This window comes from Candidatus Leptovillus gracilis, from assembly GCA_016716065.1.
In the GTDB taxonomy this organism is placed as follows: Bacteria; Chloroflexota; Anaerolineae; order Promineifilales; family Promineifilaceae; genus Leptovillus; species Leptovillus gracilis.
Genome location: JADJXA010000002.1, coordinates 173346 through 188431, shown reverse-complemented (window position 1 = coordinate 188431; position 15086 = coordinate 173346). Strand labels below are relative to the sequence as shown.

Annotated in this window: 14 protein-coding genes; 1 reads left to right on the top strand and 13 read right to left on the bottom strand. The window is 60.0% G+C overall.

Going from position 1 to position 15086, the window contains the following annotated elements; translation table 11 throughout:
• The first annotated feature begins 235 nt into the window (after positions 1 to 235).
• Entirely contained in the window at positions 236 to 1441 is a 1206-nt protein-coding gene (trpB, locus tag IPM39_05150) for a tryptophan synthase subunit beta (protein ID MBK8985459.1), read from the top strand.
• 96 nt (positions 1442 to 1537) lie between these two features.
• Here trpB and IPM39_05145 read toward each other — a convergent pair whose 3' ends face one another.
• From IPM39_05145 to IPM39_05085, 13 genes are all read right to left on the bottom strand, one after another.
• Positions 1538 to 2662, bottom strand: a complete 1125-nt coding sequence (locus IPM39_05145) for a hypothetical protein (protein MBK8985458.1) — start codon at positions 2660 to 2662, stop codon at positions 1538 to 1540.
• Positions 2659 to 3153: a hypothetical protein gene (locus IPM39_05140; GenBank protein ID MBK8985457.1), complete on the bottom strand. Its 495-nt coding sequence runs from the start codon at positions 3151 to 3153 to the stop codon at positions 2659 to 2661. The genes IPM39_05145 and IPM39_05140 overlap by 4 nt, the downstream gene beginning before the upstream one ends.
• Positions 3154 to 3159: 6 nt before the next feature.
• The gene (locus tag IPM39_05135) at positions 3160 to 5673 is read right to left on the bottom strand and encodes a DUF87 domain-containing protein (protein ID MBK8985456.1); all 2514 of its coding nucleotides are present in this window, start codon (positions 5671 to 5673) and stop codon (positions 3160 to 3162) included.
• Between the two features lie 85 nt (positions 5674 to 5758).
• Positions 5759 to 6589, bottom strand: a complete 831-nt coding sequence (locus IPM39_05130) for an ABC transporter permease (GenBank protein ID MBK8985455.1) — start codon at positions 6587 to 6589, stop codon at positions 5759 to 5761.
• Between the two features lie 587 nt (positions 6590 to 7176).
• On the bottom strand, positions 7177 to 7830 hold the full coding sequence (locus tag IPM39_05125) for a hypothetical protein (protein ID MBK8985454.1): 654 nt from the start codon (positions 7828 to 7830) through the stop codon (positions 7177 to 7179).
• Positions 7831 to 7963: 133 nt separating this feature from the next.
• Positions 7964 to 8146, bottom strand: coding sequence for a hypothetical protein (locus tag IPM39_05120; GenBank protein MBK8985453.1), 183 nt, complete (start codon positions 8144 to 8146; stop codon positions 7964 to 7966).
• Between the two features lie 247 nt (positions 8147 to 8393).
• Complete coding sequence (locus IPM39_05115) at positions 8394 to 10622, bottom strand: ATP-binding protein (protein ID MBK8985452.1); 2229 nt, start codon at positions 10620 to 10622, stop codon at positions 8394 to 8396.
• 303 nt (positions 10623 to 10925) lie between these two features.
• Positions 10926 to 12395: an Asp-tRNA(Asn)/Glu-tRNA(Gln) amidotransferase subunit GatB gene (gene gatB / locus IPM39_05110; protein MBK8985451.1), complete on the bottom strand. Its 1470-nt coding sequence runs from the start codon at positions 12393 to 12395 to the stop codon at positions 10926 to 10928.
• Between the two features lie 66 nt (positions 12396 to 12461).
• On the bottom strand, positions 12462 to 12857 hold the full coding sequence (locus IPM39_05105) for a PIN domain-containing protein (protein MBK8985450.1): 396 nt from the start codon (positions 12855 to 12857) through the stop codon (positions 12462 to 12464).
• A complete protein-coding gene (locus IPM39_05100; protein ID MBK8985449.1) occupies positions 12854 to 13111 on the bottom strand; it encodes a hypothetical protein in 258 nt (85 codons plus the stop codon). Before IPM39_05100 ends, IPM39_05105 begins: the two co-directional genes overlap by 4 nt.
• Before the next feature lie 84 nt (positions 13112 to 13195).
• Positions 13196 to 14278 (bottom strand): aminotransferase class I/II-fold pyridoxal phosphate-dependent enzyme, encoded by a 1083-nt coding sequence (locus IPM39_05095; GenBank protein ID MBK8985448.1) that lies wholly within the window; start codon positions 14276 to 14278, stop codon positions 13196 to 13198.
• Between the two features lie 98 nt (positions 14279 to 14376).
• Complete coding sequence (locus IPM39_05090; protein MBK8985447.1) at positions 14377 to 14781, bottom strand: HEPN domain-containing protein; 405 nt, start codon at positions 14779 to 14781, stop codon at positions 14377 to 14379.
• The gene (locus tag IPM39_05085; GenBank protein MBK8985446.1) at positions 14765 to 15082 is read right to left on the bottom strand and encodes a nucleotidyltransferase domain-containing protein; all 318 of its coding nucleotides are present in this window, start codon (positions 15080 to 15082) and stop codon (positions 14765 to 14767) included. Before IPM39_05085 ends, IPM39_05090 begins: the two co-directional genes overlap by 17 nt.
• Positions 15083 to 15086 lie beyond the last annotated feature (4 nt).

The window sequence follows — 15086 nt, the reverse complement described above, 5'->3', positions numbered from 1 at the left end:
CTATCGGTTGACGGGAAGGGATTCTTCCTCGAAGACTCGTCAGAATGACAACGATTCCACCAACCCTTGACTATTACACTATTTGTCACATTTGTATCAGTGTTGCCGCCAGTCCAGTTTTGAAAAAACAGCGCCATTCATTGAAATTGCCGCCTCTTTAGTGGCGTGGCTGTTGGGCATCTGATAAAACAAATGGATGTCAATCAGACCAATCATCAAGAAGGAAGAAACCCAAATGCTCCAGAAATCCATTTCTGTGCCCGATGAACGTGGTAAATTTGGCCCTTATGGCGGTCAATTTGTGCCAGAAACCTTGATGCCTGCCCTGGAAGAGCTGATCCGCGCCTACGAGGAAGCGCGGCAGGACGTGGCTTTTATGGCCGAGTTTGAGTTTTTGTTGCAGAGTTATGTGGGACGGCCGTCGCCCATTTCCCATGCCCATCGTCTCAGCCAAAACCTGGGCGGGGCGCAAATTTACCTTAAACGCGAAGACCTCAACCACACCGGCGCGCACAAGATCAACAACGCCCTGGGGCAGGCGCTGCTGGCGCAGCGCATGGGCAAACGGCGCATCGTCGCCGAGACGGGCGCGGGGCAGCATGGCGTCGGCTCGGCCACAGCCTGCGCCCTGTTGGGGCTGGAGTGCATCGTTTACATGGGCAGCATAGACATCGCCCGGCAGCAGCCCAACGTGCTGCGCATGAAACTGCTGGGAGCGGAAGTGCGCCCGGTGGAAAGCGGCAGCAAAACCCTCAAAGACGCCATCAACGAAGCCATCCGCGACTGGGTGACCAACGTAGACACCACCCATTACCTGCTCGGCTCTGTTCTGGGGCCGCACCCTTACCCGATGATGGTGCGTGATTTCCAAAGCGTCATTGGCCGCGAAGCGCGGCAGCAGATGTTGGCCCTGGTCGGCCGTCTGCCAGACAGCATCATCGCCTGCGTCGGCGGCGGCAGCAATGCCATGGGCATCTTCCACGCCTTCCGCGATGACGAGGATGTGGAGCTGATCGGCGTAGAGGCCGGCGGCGAAGGGATTACCGGTGGCAAACATGCCGCCCGGTTTGCCGACCCAAACATTGCGCGTCTGGGGGTGCTGCATGGCACAAAAAGCTACGTGATGCAGACGGCCGACGGCCAGATTCGCGACACCCACAGCATTAGCGCCGGGCTGGATTACCCCAGCGTGGGGCCGGAACACGCCCTGCTGCGTGACCAGGAGCGCGCCGGGTATACCTACGCCACCGACGCTGAAGCGCTGGCGGCTTTTCAGACCTTGTGCAAAACCGAGGGGATCATCCCCGCCCTGGAATCGGCCCATGCCGTCGCCGAAGCCATCAAACGCGCCCCCACCATGCGGCCGGACCAGATCATCCTGGTGAATTTAAGTGGACGAGGGGATAAGGACTTGGATACAGTGGTCGCAGCGCTGGAGTAAAGACAAAGGAGACAAGGAGACAGGGAGACAGAGGGGCAAAAGGTCTCCCCCTCTCCTCGTCTCCCCCTCTCCTTGTCTCCCCATCTTCCCCTCTCCCTATCCGCCTGCTTCTTGCCAGATGGTCTCGAATTCTTGGATGAAGTAGCTGGCGAAGGTCGGGTCGTGGATGATGAGGATGTTTTCGTCGTTGCGGCGGTTGGCGTTGTCGCTGAAGTTGAAAGAGCCAAAGATGACCGTCTGGCGGTCTATGATGATGACTTTGTGGTGCATGACCCGCGGATTGCCATCGGTGCGCACCTGGGCGTTGGCGGCAGACGAGGCGGCGGTCATTTTGGGGAAGTAGCTGAACTCGGTGTTGGAACCAACAGTCTCAAAGACGCCGCGCAGGGGAACGCCGGCATCGGCGCGGCCAAGCATCGCTTCGCCAATTTGATCGTCGGTGAAGGAAAAGGCCATGAAGAGGATTTCGCTTTGGGCGCGGGCGACGGCGCGGGCGATGATCGGCGAAATGGCTTTTTCGGAACCGAAGTGGTTTTCTACGGAAACGCCGCCGATGGTGAGCTGCTCGTGGGGGGTGTTGTTGGGCGATGTCGGGCCAAAGATGCGGCTGACATACATCTCGTCCATTTCGGCCATGTAGTTGGCCGCCAGTTCCGGAGATTCGATGCGGACCAGGTTGTTGTTGTTGCAGTGAGAGCCGTTGCTGGTGAAGTTGAGGGAGCCGGTATAGACGACACGGCCGTCTATGACCACGAATTTATTGTGCATCAGACCACCACGTTTGTCCTCGGCCACGCTGATGCCGTTGCGCCGCAGGCGGTTGATGCTGTTCTTATTGGCGTTGTCGGTGTCGGTAACGGCGCGGACGACGATGCCCCGTTTCTCCAATTCAATCAGGGCGTTGACGATGGCTTCGGAGTCCAGGTCGTAGGCGGCAATGTCTACCTGGGTTTGGGCGGTTAGGATGTCGGCGGCGATGATTTCATCCAGGCCGCCGACGCGCTGCTCGGCCGGAGGGCAGGTGGGGTTGGTGAAGTAGATGTCGTACCAGTCGGCGGCGGTGGGGTTGGGCGGATTGGCGGCGACGGCCGTTACCGTCACTGTCACCACATCTGGCTCGTCTAACCCAAGTTCAGTCAATAAGTCACGCCCCAGCCAGATGGAGATGATGGCGATGATGACCAAAAAAACGGTCCCTAAACCGGCGCTGCGTTTTTTCATTCTTCCTCTTCTTTTTCCCAGGCAATGCGTTGATAAAGCTGCGCAAAAGTCGCTTCATTATCCCACGCCCCGCGCAAATAGACCAACTGTTCGGTTTCTGGGGTCAGAACCGGCTGCCCGGTGAGGGTTTGCACCGTTTTGAGGAAGGTACGCCAGCGGCGCACGGTCGTTTTGTCGTCTAGTTGGGGCAGGCTGGCAGTCAGGTCATTTACCTGGCGCATGAGGTCGGCAACGGCCGTTACCGCTTCATCGAGCGCTTCTTCGGCATCGGTGGGGGGCAGTACGGCCGTTTGCCATACCGCTTCATTGACAAAAGCCAGCGCCCAATCCAGCAGCCGCTGCGCCTGATCATCATTCAGGTCATCGCGCCAACGGCTGCTGCCGGTTAACTGCTCTTCGGCCAACCGCCGCCGCTGGCGCAAAATGTCTGGGGATGTGGTCATGGGGAAAGGAAGGTTGGTTGGCTGCCGGTTATCAAACCAACCAACCAAACAATTTCATGCCAGTTTGAATCCCGGCAGTTCTAGCAGCCCACCATCGGCCGTTTGCAGCAGGTGATAGGGCATCCAGGCCACGCCAAACAGTTCTGGGACGACATCTTTTTTAAGCGGCGTCACCTTTATCTCACTGACATTGGCGGCGACGTTGGCCCATTTTCTTTTTACGTCGTCCAGAGCTGCGCCCATCTCTTTGGTCAGGCTGTCTATTTCTTTGTTGAAGGACTGGATGGCTTCTACCGATTCCTCTACCTCGGCTTTGGCTTTTTCGGTCATACGCCGTTTGGTGAGGGAGGTAGAAACGCTGCGTTTGCGGCGGCTGAACAGGCTCATAAAGGTTTCGGCGTGGGTCGCCATTTCTTCCTGCTTGCGCTGCGACAATTCCGCTTCATCTTCGCGCAGTTCGCGCTCTTCACGGGCCAGTTTCACTTTGATGGCCTCGGCTTTTTTTTCGTAAATGGCCTCTACTTTGTCTAGTTCGGCGTCTAACAGTGCGTCGGCGGCGTCTACGCACAGCCGGGCAAACTGCGCCTCAGACACCTCAGGCCCGGCGTAGACTTTGAGGGTCTCGTTGGCGCGGACCGTGACTTGGGCGTTGCGATAGACCCAATCCACAAAATCGGTGTTCAGGGCGGCTATGGTGCGGGCATCTTGCAGGGCGCGGGGGAGTTCGGCGAAGCGGGCCTGGGGCGCGGGTTGGGGGTCCAGGGCACGGCCGTCTAGCGGTGGCGTTTCATGTTCTTGCCAGCGCACCACGCCGCGGTCGTCGGTGGCGAGTACCAGAGCGGCGCGTTTGCTGTCGGTGTCCAGGTTGTATTTGCGGTTCAGAAAGCGTACATCGGCCTGGGCCAGCAGGGCGGGCCGATACAGCAGGCCGATGGGTTGGGCGGAGGGGGGCAGGGAACGGCCGTCTCGCGCCGCCGCCTGGCTGACCGTCAGGTTATTGGGCAGGAAATACTCCACCACCCGCGCCGGAACCGCCGGACGAGTCGCTGTGCCGCTGCTAGGGGCTGAGGGCTGAGGAGTGGGGAGTGGCGTCTGGGCGCTGGCGTCTGAAGACTGCGCCTGGCTAACGTGCAACTGGCTGCTATCCCCGGTCAACGGTTCCGGCGCACCTGCCAGTTTGTTCAGCGCCGGAATTTGCGTCCGGGTGACGGGACCGGCCAGGTAGTTCATCGCCCAACGGGTTTGGAAGAGAAGCGGCTGTTTTCCATGCACGTTGCGCATCAGAAAGACGCGCTTGCCGATGGCCGAAATGAGATTATCGTAGGTTCGGCGGTCCAGGCCGCCCGGCGTGGCCGAGGCCAGACCATCCAGCAGGCGCTGCTTGTCCTGGTCTGTGCCCAATTTGCCGATGAACCAGGTGCCGGCGTTGGAGAGGGCTTTGTAATCTACGTCCACCGGATTTTGCGTCGCCAGGACCAAGCCCACGCCAAAGGCGCGGGCTTGTTTCAGCATCCGCAGCATCGGTTCTTTGGAGGGCGGGTTGCCGACGGGCGGCAGATAGCCGAAGATTTCGTCGAAGTAGACCAGGGCGCGCAGGCTGGTGGTGCCGCTTTGGGCGCGCATCCACGATTCCACGGCCGAATAGAGCAGGGTAATGAAAAACATGCGCTCGGCTTCGGGCAGGTGGGCGATGTAGAAGATGGTGTGGCGGGCACGGCCGTCTGGCTCATATAGCAGTCGGGCGATGTCCAGCGGTTCACCTTCGATCCACGCCTGAAAAGCCGGGGCGGCCATGATGTTGTTCAGCCGCATGGCCAGGTCGAAGCGCTCTTTTTCGGGGAAGAAGCGGTTGATGTCGAAAACGCCCAACTTCTCGAAGGGGGGCGATTGGGTCTGCATGATCAGTTCGCCCAGGTCCAGGTCTTGGCCCTGGCTCCAGGCGGTCTCGAAAATGTTTGCCAGCAAGATATGTTCACGGGAGCGCACCGGGTCTATGTCTTTCAGGCCGACCAGGCCCAGCAGGGCGGTGACGGTGCCGGAGATTTGCTCGCGCAGCAGCTCTTTGTTGTCGTTCCAGGGGATGGTGGGCGCTTTGAGGGAGGCGAGGATGCTGATGGGCAGCCCGGCGTCGGAGCCAGGGGTGTAGATGGTGAAGCGCACGCTCTCTTTGAGCGCTTGCAGCCGTTCCGGTTGGATGTCCCATTGACCAAGACCGCTGCGCCAGAGCACGGCCGTTTCTTCAGCCGCTTGCTCCACCGTTTTGCCTTCGCGCCGGGCCTGGTCGGCATTGATCCAGGGTTGGAAATCTGTCGGCAGCAGCTCTGGGAAGTGCAGCAGGGCGTTGGTAATGTCCCCTTTGGGGTCAATCATCAGCGCCGGGATGTGGTTGAGCGCCGCTTCTTCCAACAGCCCCAGGCAGAGGCCGGTCTTGCCGGAGCCGGTCATGCCGACCACGACGGCATGGGTAGTCAGGTCGGCCGGATCGTAGAGCAGGGGAGTGTCGCCTGTTTTAGCTGTTTGTGGGTCGTGGATGCGTCCCAGGTAAAACTTGCCTTTGGTGTCTATCATGGGTCTGTCCTCCGGGCATACATGTTTGACAAGGTGACATTTGACAAGGTGACGGAAGTGTCAGATTGTGACCTTCGCGAGTATATCACAAATCGCGGGACGAGAAGCTGGCGAGGGCGAGGGCCAGCAGGCTGAACATGTAGACGATGGCATAAGCTATCATCAAATCACTGGGCTGGGAGGCGACGGCGAAGGGGCCGGCGACCAGGGGGGTGTTCGCCAGATTAGGCTGGAAGAGGAGCAGCGCTTTGCGCCACAACGCTTCACTGGGCATGATGAGACTGGTGACGATGCCGATTTGTACGGCCGTTTCATTCTCAAACAGCGCCCCAATCTGCTCGATCCAACTGCCCAGAAAGGCGATACCATACAACATAAAGGCCAGCGCGCCGTTTGCCAGCGTGGGCAGGCGTGTGCCCCCGGCCAGACTCAGCGACAGCAGCGTCAGCCCCTGGAGGAAAATCAGCCCCATGCCCGGCCAGATATGCTCCACTTGCGCCCCAGTAATCGCATAGGAAACAAGCAGCACACCGCCGGGCAGCAGAGCAATATAAGCCAACAGCAGCAGGGCAAAACCCAACCATTTACCCAGAATCAACTCCCAGCGCCGCAGCGGTTTGGTCACCAGGGTGTCTATGGTGTGCGACTCGATTTCGCCGGAGACGCTGGCGGCCGACATGAGGACGGCCATCAGGGCGATGAGAAAATTGGTGACGTACAGGCCAATGGTGAGCAGTCCGCCGGTGATGGTGGATAAATCGGCCTGGGGCGGCAGGTTTTTCGCCAGGTCGCGGTAGATGTAGTGCAGGCCGATGCCGTAGAGCGCCAGAAAACCCAGCGCCAACAGCAGCACGATCCACAAGATGCGGCGGCGCTGGGTTTCACGGATGGTCAGTTGGGCGATGAGGAGTATCATGGGTCAACAGGATGCGTTTTTCGGCATGGTTCATTCCAGGCGATAGGTACTTGACAAATTTGGCAAGAAAGCGCGTCATGCTGAGGTCCTCCGAAGCATCCCCCTCCTCTGGTGGGAGCGGGATGCTTCCCCATTCGACTTCGCTCAGGGCCGAAGACTTCGCTCAGCATGACAAATCTGATAGGCTACCACCAATCTTCTAGCAGCAGCGGCCTGATCAATCGAGCATCAGGCTCTGTGGTAGGGGCTTCTATGTAGGCGGCACGGCCGTTGTACCAGTCCAGCACCTCATCGTGGTTTATTTTGGTTGGTTTGGGCGACAGTATAGCCCCATAAGATGACCAGGGCCACTCGCGGAAGTCGGTGATGAACCCGTGTTTTTGCGGGTTGTGGTGGATGTAGGTAATGAGGGTGAGAAGCAGCGCTGGCTGTCTACCGGTTTGCGGTGGAAGGGTGTTTCAAACAAAACGCCGGTGCGTTTTGTGGCTTTGTGGTAGATACGGCCGTATTGCCAAAGTTCGTTGGCCATCGGCTGTTCTCTCGCTGGCATCAGATTGGTCCATTCTTTAAGAATGGACCAATCTCGCTTACGCCACCACCCAGCCGAGCTGTTCTAACTGCTGCGGCGAGGCGGCCAGGGCGATTTCGGCGATGGCTTTGTAGTCGGCCAGCCATTGGTCCAGTTCGTCCAGTTTGGCGTCGCGCAGTTGGGTGACTTCCTGCGCTTCGCCGCGCTCCTTGTTTTGCGCGGCGCGGGCTACGACGACGGCCTGCACCAGGGCGGCTTCCCCTTGTAATTTGGCCTTGTCGTAGCCGTAGGTAGACAGGGCGGCCACCAGCTCGGTGTCGCCTGTCAGATTCACATAGAAAGTTGTCACTTGTTCGATCCAGCCGCCCAGGCTCTTTTTGCGGCTGCCGTTTAAGCCGAGGCTGTTTTGGGCTTTGGTTCCATCTCTAAAGGCGATGCGGCAGATTTTGAGGGTGCGTTTGTAGGCCAGGTCGGCGGCATCCCAGGCGGCTTGCAGGTCGCCGGTGGCTTCGTACTGCTCACCGTATTCCCGCTTTTGCGCCGCCACCAGGACCATCACCTCGTCGTAGAGGGCGCGGGCGGCTTGCAGGCGGGGCTGGTCGTAGCCCATGCGGGCGACGGCCTGCAAAATGGCCGGGTTGTTCAGGCTGTTGTCTATGGCTTGCTGTGCTTCTAACAAACGTTGATCGATGCTTTTTGTTGGTCTTGTCATGATGAACCTCCCATTTGTTGGTTATCCGATTTCAATTGAAAACGGCTGAAAAACGCTTCTGGATGACTGCTTGATGCTTCTGGGTCGCTGCTTAATGCTCCTGAATCGTTGCTTGCTGCTTCTGGATGGCTGCTTAATGCTCCTGGGTCGTTGCTTGACGCTTCTGGATGGTTGCTTGCTGCACCTGGGCCGTTGCCTGTTGTTTCTGGGTGACTGCTTGCTGCACCTGGGCCGTTGCTTGTTGTTTCTGGGTGACTGCTTGCTGCTTCTGGTTGGCTTTGGCGGGAATTTTAGAGGGGGAACGGCCGTTTGGCAAAAGATTGGTCCAATTTTGTTGTGGATTAAAAAATAAATCCGGTAATGGAGAGACGTGTCATGCTGAGAGCCAGTGCTGAGGCCGCCGAAGCATCCTCCGAAGCATCCCCTTAGCCTGAAAGGCTCAAGTCATGGGGATGCTTCGCTCCGAAGACTCCGCTCAGCATGACAATGTGGCGTAAATTTGTAAAGAAGATGTTCGGCTCGATGAACCATGCCTTAAAGCCCAATAAGATTGGGCCAATCTCCTAACCATCCCCGCCACATTCCGCCAGCGCGGCCTGCGCCGCCGCCAACTCGTCTGGCTGGCGCAGATGTGTGAAGATGGCGACGGCGCGGCGGGCGTAGGGCAGCCCCTCTTGCGGCCGACCCTGCCGCGCCAGCGCTTGGGCAAGCTGCTGACAAATCCCCCCAACCAACTCCTGCCGCCCCACTGTTTCCGCCAACGCCAGCGCCTCGCGGGCCAGCGCTTCCGCCGCCGCCCACTCCTCGCGGGCCAGCGCCAGTTCGGCCAGGTTGCCGGTGTAAAGGGCGACGCCTTCGTGGTGATCGAGCTTCTGCGCCAGGCGCAGCGCCTCGCGGTAGCTGCGTTCGGCGGCGGCATACTCCCCTTGCGCCTGTTCCGCCCCGGCCAGGCTGTTCAGTCCAACAGCCACATCCACGCTCTCCGGCGCGATGGCCTGCCACAGCGCGAGCGCCTCTCGATACGCGGCAATCGCCGCCGTGACCTCTTGCGCCAGTTCGTGGCCCAGGCCGCGCAGGCGGATGGCGGCGGCCTTCTCCCGCGCCCCGGCGCGGGGGGCTTTTTCCCAGTGGTCGGCGCAGCGGTCGGCGCAGGCCAGCGCGTCGGCCGCCTGTCCGCGCAAAACATGAATCCAGCCCGCTTCATACGCCCGCCAGCCCGCGTTGTACAAATCCCCGGCGGCCTCCGCCTTGGCCTCGGCCTGCCGGCTGAGGGCCAGCCACTCATCCCAACGGCCGGAGAAGTTGAGGAAGTTTCTGAGGGCAGCGCACACCGTTTGCAGCCGGTCATTGCCGCTATCGCGGTCGCGGGCGTCGGCGCCCTGCGCCAGCAGCGGCAGGGCGCCGGCCAGCGCCGGCCAGGCCGCTTCCAGCGCCGGGAAACGTTCGTACTCATCGTAGCCGTTCTCCAGCGCCAGGGCGTAGGCGCTGTCGGTCAGGCGGCCGCCCGTCTGCCCCACCGCTTCGGGGTGTTTGCGCCGCAAAAACGTGGCCGCCAGCGGCGGCAGCAAAAAGCATTCCAGCGCCTCGTCGCCCACCAGCAGGGCGCGGTCGGTCAGGTCTTCCAGGGCGGTGCGCGCGGCCAGTTCGGCCAGGTCGGCCACCGCCGCAATCCATTTCACCGGGGCGGGCTGGTTAAAATGCACCAGGGCGGTCAACACGCCGGTTTCGGCGGCGGTAAAAGTATCCAGCAAATCGCCAAAGATATATTCCAGCGGGTCGTTGTCTGGCGGCGCGTTTTCCAGAAAGGCGCAGGCATCGGCAATGGTGCGGCACTGGCTGCCCGGCCGCCCCAACTGCCCCGCCAGCCAGCGAATGAGCAGCGGATTGCCGTGGGTGATGGCGTACAGTTCCTCCCGTTCGGCGGCGGGGGTGCGGCGCAGCCGGGGGTTGTTCTTGGCCAGTTCGTCCAGCAGCGCCAGCGCCTCCTCCCGCGCCAGCCGGTCCAGGCGCACAATGCGGGCGTCTATATCGCGGCGGCGGCGGCTGGTGACAATGGCTTTGCAGCCGGACGGCAGGCGGGAGAGGAATTGATAGAGCCGGTCGCCTTCCGGCCCGGTGAAGGTTTCCAAATTGTCTATCACAATCAGGGCGCGCACGCCGTTCAGGGCGCGGCGCACGGCGTTGGGCCGTTCGTCGGGCGGCAGCCGGGCCAGGCTGTCGTCGCCCAGTTCGCGGGCCAGTTCGGCCAGCAGGGCCATGTAGTTGGGCAGCATAAAATCTTCCAGAGGCTGCTCGCCCGTGGGCGTCAGTTCCCGCACCTTGGCGGAGAGAAAGATTTTGCGGTCGAAGTCGGCGGCGGGGGCCAGATGGCCGCTGCGGATGGCGAGGGCGGTCTTGCCGATGCCGCCGGGGCCGTCAATCAATGCGCCCCAGGTACGCGCCTCCGGCGCGATGGCTTCGGCGATGGTTGCCAGCTCTTTCTCGCGGCCAAAGAAGAAGGGTTGCAGCGGCAGGGTGGAGGCGGCGCGGTTGGCGGCGGCAGGCGCTTCCAGTTGCGCGGCGTACCGGTTATATTGGTAGGGGTTGGTGGCCTGGACGTATGCGAGGAGTTCGGGGAGACGGCCGTGTTTTTCAGCCTTCTCTACGACGGCCCGAATCATTTGCCCTTTGGTCATCCCCGTTGAAAAATCATCCTGCACGGCATGAAAGCGATCAAACGCCAGGGTCTTGATTTCTTCGCTGTCGAAAGCGTCGGTGAGCAGTTGGCGGATGGTTGCCAGGTTGTAGGTCATTGTCCCCTCCGATGTGGGTTGGATGGATTCAAGATTGAACCATTCTTAAAGAATGGTCCAATCTGCACGCTGTTCAAAAGTATAAGGGGGAAGGGGGTGTTTGGGAAGGGGAAACGGCCGTATTCCGCCAGCGCCGCCTGGGGCTAAAGCCCCAGGCTAAAGAACAACGCCCCGTGAACGGGGCTAACAGAAGAAAAGCCGGGTTTACCCGGCGTCGTTGTTTTGCCGGGGCGTAAACGCCCCGGCGTCCTGGTGGGATGCAGAAGATTTGTCCAATCTTTAAGATTGGACAAATCTCCTTACTTACTGCCGCGCCGCCAGCGCCGCCGCCAGCAGGCGGTTCACCACCGCCGGGTCCGCCTTGCCGCGCATCTCGCGCATCACCTGGCCCACGAAGAAGCCCATGAGCCGCTCCTTGCCGCCCAGGTAGGCGGCCACGTTGTCTGGGTGGGCGTCGAGGGTGTGGTTGATGACGGCCGTAATCGCCCCCTCATCGCTCACCTGCGCCAGCCCCTGCGCCTGCACAATCGCCGGGGCGCTTTGGCCGCTGGTGAACATCGCCGCCAGCACCTCTTTGGCCGTGTTGTTGTTGATGGCCCGCCGCTCAACCATTCCTACCAGTTCCGCCAGCCCGCCGGGCGTGACGCGCACCTCGGCGATGCTTTGCTTATGCTCGTTCATCAACGAGAAAAGGTTGTTGATGATCCAGTTGGCGAGGGTTTTGGGGTCGGGGGAGGTGGGGGGGGTGGGGGTAACGGCCGTTTCAAACCACGCCGCCACCGCCTGCTCCTCCGTTAAGACCCGGGCATCGTAAGCCGAGAGGGCGTATTCCGTCTGGTAGCGGGTCGCTTTGGCGTCGGGCAGTTCGGGCAGGCTGGCCTTTACTTCGGCGATCCACTCGTCGCTGATGGCGAGGGGCGGCAAATCTGGCTCCGGGAAGTAGCGGTAATCCTCCGCCTCTTCCTTGCTGCGCTGGCTGAAGGTGACGCGCTTCGTGTCGTGCCAGCCCCGCGTCTCCTGCACCACCTGACCGCCGCTGTTGAGTACGGCCGTTTGGCGGGCAATCTCAAACGCCGTGCCATCGGCCAGCGACTTAAAGCTGTTCAGGTTTTTGAGTTCCGTGCGCCTGCCAAAGGCCGTCGCGCCCACGGGCCGGATGCTGATGTTGGGTTCCACGCGAAAGACGCCCTTCTCCAGATCGCCGGCGTTCACGCCCAGATAGCGCAAAATCTGGCGAATTTTCATGGCGTAGGCCCGCGCCTCCTCACCGCTGTAAATCTCCGGCTCGGAGACGATTTCCAGCAGGGGCACGCCGGAACGGTTGTAATCCACCAGCGAGCCGCCGCCCTCCAGGTGGGTGAGTTTACCGGTGTCTTCCTCCATGTGGACGCGCCGGATGCCGATGCGTTTGGTCGCGCCGTCTTCCAGTGCCACGTCCAGCCAGCCGCCCAGACCAATCGGCAGTTCATACTGGCTGATCTGGTAGGCTTTGGGCAGGTCGGGGTAGAAATAATTTTTGCGGGCGAAGATGTTGTGGGGCTGCACGGTGCAGTTCAGCGCCAGGGCCACGCGCATGGCAAATTCGACGGCGCGCCGGTTGATGACGGGCAACATGCCGGGCATACCGAGACAGACGGGGCAAACGGCCGTGTTGGGTTCGGCTGCTACGCTGTCTACCACCTGGCAGGGGCAGAACATCTTGGAGCAGGTCATGAGTTCGGCGTGAATTTCCAGGCCGATGATGGGTTCGTATTGGGTCGTTGGGTTGGTCATAAATTCGTGTTCCGTCATTCGCGAGGTAGTGGTGTGGGAACGGCGGTGCGTTTGCTTGGACCAGGTTTATTCAATCAGTACAACAGGAATTTCTTGGCACAGAGAAAGCTGCCGGTCGTTGGTCAAAAACATATCGCAGCGGTAATAAATTGCGCAGGCCAGATGAAGCGCATCGGGTGTACGAAAGTTGTAACGAGCGCGCAAGTCGGCAGCCTGGTCGGTGACGGCTCTGGAGAGGGGCAATATTTCCGCAGCGATGTCATTGAAATAACTGTCGTAAGCAGCCAGTAAGACCTTGTTTTTCTCACGAATGGGTTTAACGCGACATTCAAGACGAGACAGATCACTGCATATTTGCAACGTGCTTTCAAAGGCTAATCGCGCGGCGAGTGGTTCAGCGAAGGGCGTGACATTTTCAATCAAATAAATGATGGGAGCCGAATCGAGGTACAGGCGCGTCATGACTCTTCCCAGGTATCGCGTTCGAGTTCGAGGCGTGAATCCACTTCTTGCTTCGTCGGTGGTTGATGGCCGCTGGCCTGTAAACTTGCGTGAATGGCTTGCAGACGGGCAAGAAAATCTAATCCAGAGGGCGCTGGAGGAAGTGCTTCTACTGTAATACGAACGCGACCTGCCGGAATAGGCACCGGGGAATCGAGCAATAAAGTGCGCTTGTCGGAAAGAGTCGCTGTTGTGGTGTATGTTTGTCCTTGCATCAGAATACTCCTCACAGGTTTTTAACGGCGTACATGCGGCCGATGATGCTGCAACAATTTTACCAGATCAGGCAAACGGCCGTCCTACCCATGCCGCCGCATAAACGATTCAATCCGGTTCAGCGCCTCTTCAATCTTCTCGAACGACTGCGCATAGGCGGCGCGCACAAAACCATTGCCGCTCTCGCCAAATGCCTCACCGGGGATGACGGCCACCTCTTCCTCTTCCAACAGCCGGTTGGCAAAATCGTCGCTGCTCATGCCGCTGCGAGCCACAGAGGGGAAGGCGTAAAACGCCCCCTTCGGCTCGAAGCAGTCCAGCCCCAGGGTGTTGAAGCCGTCCACAATCAGCCGCCGCCGCCGGTCGTATTCGGCGCGCATGGCGGCGACGTGGGCGTCGCCTTGCTCCAGGGCGACCAGGGCCGCCGCCTGCCCGGTGGTCGGGGCGGACATGATGGTGTATTGGTGGACTTTGCGCATGGCGGCCAGCAGGTCAGGATCGCCGCACACGTAGCCGATGCGCCAGCCGGTCATGGCGTAATCTTTGCTGAAGCCGCCCATGAGGATGGTGCGCTCTTTCATGCCGGGCAAAGCGGGCACGCAGGTGTGTGGCACGCCATAAACGAGTTGGTCGTAGATTTCGTCGGACAGGACCAGTAGATCATGTTCTTCGGCGACGGCGGCAATCTCCAACATGCGCTCGCGGCTCATCACCGCGCCGGTGGGGTTGTTGGGGTAGCCGAGCAGGATGGCCTTCGTGCGGTCGGTGATGCGCGCGGCGATGTCTTCGGCCGTGACCTGAAACTGGTGCTGCACGTAGGTGGGCACGGTGACGGGCACGCCGCCGGCGAAGGTGACTTCGGGCGCGTAGGCGACGAAGCAGGGTTCGGGGATGATTACCTCGTCGCCGGGGTCGAGAACGGCCGTCATCGCCAGATACAGCGCCTCACTCACGCCCACCGTAATCAGAATCTCCAGTTCGGCGTCGTACTGCACGCCATACAGCCGCTGCAAGTGCTGGCTGAGGGCGCGGCGCAGCTCAATCGTGCCGCTGTTGGAAGTGTAGCCGGTCTGCCCCTTCTCCAACGAGGCGATACCGGCGCGCAGGATGGGGGCCGGCGTGACGAAATCCGGTTCGCCAATGCCCAGCGAAATGACGTCTTTCATGGTGGCGACGATGTCGAAAAATTTACGAATGCCTGATGGCGGGGTTTGCGCGACGCGCTGGGAAATGTATTTGTTCATGATGCCTCCAGATGATAGGTTCAGGATGACTGACGATGTAGTCCGGTAATTTGTTGGTTCGCCCACTCACGAATGGTCTGTAGCCAGACGGCCGTTTCGTCCACAAAACTTACTTCGTTTTCCCAATCGTCATAGCGCATCATAACCGCAAAGGGGTTGAGACGACGCAAAGAACTATCGGACAGCGGTGGTTCGATGGCGTGTTGGCGGAGCAGAAAAGAGAGGCGAACTAAATCGTGTGTACGCTCAAATTCAATTTGGCGGGCAAACAGCACTGCTTTGAGTGATTTTTCTATCGCCTGTTGCGCGTGAAAACCGATGATAGAGGAATGGATATGAGATGCCTCTCGCAGAACAGCAAAAGCTTCAATGTCTCGGTCGGCCAGACGCAAGGCACGAAAGGCTTCTTCAAGATGGGGCGGCATAGAGCGATTTTCCTTCCTGGCGCGCCCAATAAGGTAATGTGCCTGGTACCTGGCTGCGGCGTTCAAATTCAGCTTCTGTATAAACGAGCAGGTCAATGCCCAATCCCAGATTGCCCAGCGCTTCATGCAAACGGAGCGTTTCGCGGTAACGGTCGGCGATTTCCGGCTGGATGACCAACAAGTCCAGGTCGGCGGCGTTGGCTTGCTGCCGTGCCTGGGAGCCGAACAGGATGATACGGCTCGGTTGGGCAACGGCTGTTATTCGCCGCACCGCCTCCTGCAATGTTTTTTCGTCAACCATTTTC

What these genes read in the sequence shown, in the direction of transcription:
- IPM39_05105 (MBK8985450.1), bottom strand. Translation starts at nt 12,857, where the DNA reads ATGACGCGCCTGTACCTCGATTCGGCTCCCATCATTTATTTGATTGAA.
- trpB (MBK8985459.1), top strand. Translation starts at nt 236, where the DNA reads ATGCTCCAGAAATCCATTTCTGTGCCCGATGAACGTGGTAAATTTGGC.
- IPM39_05095 (MBK8985448.1), bottom strand. Translation starts at nt 14,278, where the DNA reads ATGAAAGACGTCATTTCGCTGGGCATTGGCGAACCGGATTTCGTCACG.
- IPM39_05090 (MBK8985447.1), bottom strand. Translation starts at nt 14,781, where the DNA reads ATGCCGCCCCATCTTGAAGAAGCCTTTCGTGCCTTGCGTCTGGCCGAC.
- gatB (MBK8985451.1), bottom strand. Translation starts at nt 12,395, where the DNA reads ATGACCAACCCAACGACCCAATACGAACCCATCATCGGCCTGGAAATT.
- IPM39_05125 (MBK8985454.1), bottom strand. Translation starts at nt 7,830, where the DNA reads ATGACAAGACCAACAAAAAGCATCGATCAACGTTTGTTAGAAGCACAG.
- IPM39_05135 (MBK8985456.1), bottom strand. Translation starts at nt 5,673, where the DNA reads ATGATAGACACCAAAGGCAAGTTTTACCTGGGACGCATCCACGACCCA.
- IPM39_05100 (MBK8985449.1), bottom strand. Translation starts at nt 13,111, where the DNA reads ATGCAAGGACAAACATACACCACAACAGCGACTCTTTCCGACAAGCGC.
- IPM39_05115 (MBK8985452.1), bottom strand. Translation starts at nt 10,622, where the DNA reads ATGACCTACAACCTGGCAACCATCCGCCAACTGCTCACCGACGCTTTC.
- IPM39_05145 (MBK8985458.1), bottom strand. Translation starts at nt 2,662, where the DNA reads ATGAAAAAACGCAGCGCCGGTTTAGGGACCGTTTTTTTGGTCATCATC.
- IPM39_05085 (MBK8985446.1), bottom strand. Translation starts at nt 15,082, where the DNA reads ATGGTTGACGAAAAAACATTGCAGGAGGCGGTGCGGCGAATAACAGCC.
- IPM39_05130 (MBK8985455.1), bottom strand. Translation starts at nt 6,589, where the DNA reads ATGATACTCCTCATCGCCCAACTGACCATCCGTGAAACCCAGCGCCGC.